Annotated in this window: 3 protein-coding genes; all 3 read right to left on the bottom strand. The window is 63.3% G+C overall.

The window, feature by feature from the left end; genetic code table 11:
- Nucleotides 1-453, bottom strand: a 453-nt coding sequence (locus tag AWC17_RS08590; RefSeq protein WP_085164523.1) for a transglutaminase-like domain-containing protein, incomplete at its 3' end; no start/stop codon positions are given.
- Complete coding sequence (locus tag AWC17_RS08585) at nt 450-1907, bottom strand: cytochrome P450 (protein ID WP_085164521.1); 1458 nt, start codon at nt 1905-1907, stop codon at nt 450-452. The genes AWC17_RS08585 and AWC17_RS08590, both read right to left, overlap by 4 nt.
- Before the next feature lie 177 nt (nt 1908-2084).
- The coding region (locus AWC17_RS08580; protein ID WP_136244909.1) for an alpha/beta hydrolase fold domain-containing protein at nt 2085-2561 on the bottom strand (477 nt) is incomplete at its 5' end.

Below are 2561 nucleotides of genomic sequence, written 5' to 3'. Positions count from 1 at the left end.
GAAGCGCGCGCATAACTCGCGGTTGAACGCCGGCGTGGCCTTGACCCACCGGCCATTCAGCAGCATTTGACTGTAGCCGTGGTAGACGAAAACGTCCGAGCCACCCATCCGTTCACGGAGACTCGGGGTCTGTAGATGGTTGCGGACGTCGGCGAAACCCAACCGCGCCGGAATCCCCGCGGCGCGACATGCAGCCGTCAAGAGCACCGCCTTGGGGACACAGTAGGCGCGCTCGGCGACGGCGACCGCGCTGGCTCGGTACTGGCACGGGTCGTCGGAGACGGAATACGGGTCGTACCAGATCGAATCACGGACAGCGGTGAAGATGCGGCACGCCTTATCGACGGAATCAATGGCGTTACGCGTCGCCGATTCGGTGAACTGCTGCACGGCATCGTGTTTCCAGTCGAGGAATTCGGTGGGTGCAAGGAACCGCGCGAACTCTAACTTCATCGGTGGTGGAGCCTGATCGGTAACCCGTCGACCGGGATCGGCAGCGATGTGTTGTCCCAGCGGATGCGGTAGTCGGTGTCGAGGCCGAAGGTGAACGTGCGCAGCATCTGGTGCAGGATCGCTTTGACCTCGAGGGTGCCGAAGTGCATGCCGATGCATTTGTGCGCGCCACCGCCGAAGGGCAGCCACGCGAAGCGATGGGCTTGGTCTTCGCGGCGCGGGTCGTCGAAACGTAAGGGGTCGAAGCGATCCGGATCGTGCCAGACTTCGCGGACGAAATGGTTGACGGCGGGGGTGATCGCCACAAGCGTGTCGGAGGGGATGTAGTGGCCGTCTATTGCGGTGTCTTGCACTGTTTTGCGCATCACTAGCGGAACCGGCGCCACGAGTCTCATGGATTCCTTGATCACCAGATCGAGGGACCTGAGCGCTTCCAAATCGTCGATCTCGGGTGATCGGTCGCCGAGAGCATCGCTTTCGGCGCGAACCCGATCCTGCCATTCTGGATGCTTTGCCAGGTAATAAGTTACCGCGGTGGTGGTGATGGTCGATGTGTCGTGAGCGGCCATCATCAGAAAAATCATGTGGTTGATGACATCGGAGTCACTGAAACGTTGTCCGTCTTCGGTGCTGGCATGGCACAGCGCGGCGAACAGGTCATTGCTGTTGCCGGCCCGGGCGGCCGGCAAGTGCCGGGCGAAGTATTCCTCGAGCACCCGTCGGCCGCGGATCCCGGCGCGATAGCGGGTGCCGGGAAGCGGCGCGCGGACGAGTGAGCTGGCCGCGCGTACCGTAGCGACGAACGCCTGGTTAATGGCGTCGCTGCTGTCTTTGCCTCGGCCACCCATGAACACATCGGTGGCGATGTCGAGGGTCAGGTTTTTCAACAGCGGGTACATGCGGACGGACGGGCCGGTCGGCCACGTGGGCAGGGTTGCGCGGACGCAAGGGGTCACTTGGGTGACGTAGCCGGCCAGTCGCGGCCGCGTGAAGGCCTCCTGCATGATGCGCCGGTGCATGAGGTGTTCGTCAAAGCTCATCAGCATCAATCCGCGGTGGAAGAACGCGTCGATGAGAAAGGCCCAGCCGTCTTGCGAGAACGCCTTTGCGTTGGTGGTGAGCGCCTCCTGGGTAGCTTGGGGGCCCGCGATGACCGCCATTTTGGTGCCGAACGCTCCCATCCACGAGACAGATCCGAACCGTTCGTAGCGCTCTCTGCCCAGGTCGGACCCAAACCGGATGTAGTCGAGGGTGTGCCCGACCAAGGGGAGCCCGGCATCACCGAGAACCGGTCGCAGTCCGCTTCCGGCCGGGGGCGCGGCTAGTTCACGCACTGGCCACCGCCGACTCCACCGGCGAAGTCCGTCGTCCACCCGTTGCGGCGCGGGAATCAAGATGACCGAAGATAACCGTTCCCGGGCTTTATCGACGGGTGCGTGTAGCGGGTTAACCATTGTCGCTCCCCGGCCTGTGGTCGTCGTGGGATGGAGGATCGACCAGCTGTTTACAGTTGGGCCACCAATGTTAATAGTTATACATAATTGCCCTGTTTGTCAAACGGGTCCTTCGCGGTGGGGCGTGACAAAAGCGGTTGCTGCGCGCTAGCCGCCTGCCTGCGTTCGGCCCGTGCGTCAAGGAAACGTGTCTTCGGCCCTGTCTGTGAGAAACGCTCCGCTGAGGTGCAAAGCGTGACGCGCCTCGGGCAAGAGTCGAAACAGGGCTTGGAACACGTGAATCTGGCCGCGAAACACCTGAAGCCGCACGGATGCTCCTGCGGCGCGCATGCGCTCGGCGAGTTGACGGGAGTCGTCGAGCAGCATCTCCCTTCCACCGACCTGGATCAATGTCGGCGGCAAGCCGGTGAGATCTGCGGCGAGGACATTGACGCGGGGGTCGGTCGGGTGGGCATCGCCTACATAGAGGCTGAGCGCACGCGTTGCGGACCGGGCCGATGCGAAAGGATCGCGGCGGCGAGTTTCACGTGCCATCGCCAGCTGGCACGTCAGATCGACGACGGGGGACATGAGTAACATGCCATCGGGCGGCGGGGAGCGATGTGCGAGCGCGCCCAACGAGGTCGCGACGGCGAGTTGGCCGCCCGCCGAATC

Origin of the sequence: Mycobacterium nebraskense (assembly GCF_002102255.1) — a bacterium.
In the GTDB taxonomy this organism is placed as follows: domain Bacteria; phylum Actinomycetota; class Actinomycetes; order Mycobacteriales; family Mycobacteriaceae; genus Mycobacterium; species Mycobacterium nebraskense.
The sequence above is the reverse complement of the archived record's forward strand: the minus strand, read 5'-3'. Positions and strand labels throughout refer to the sequence as shown.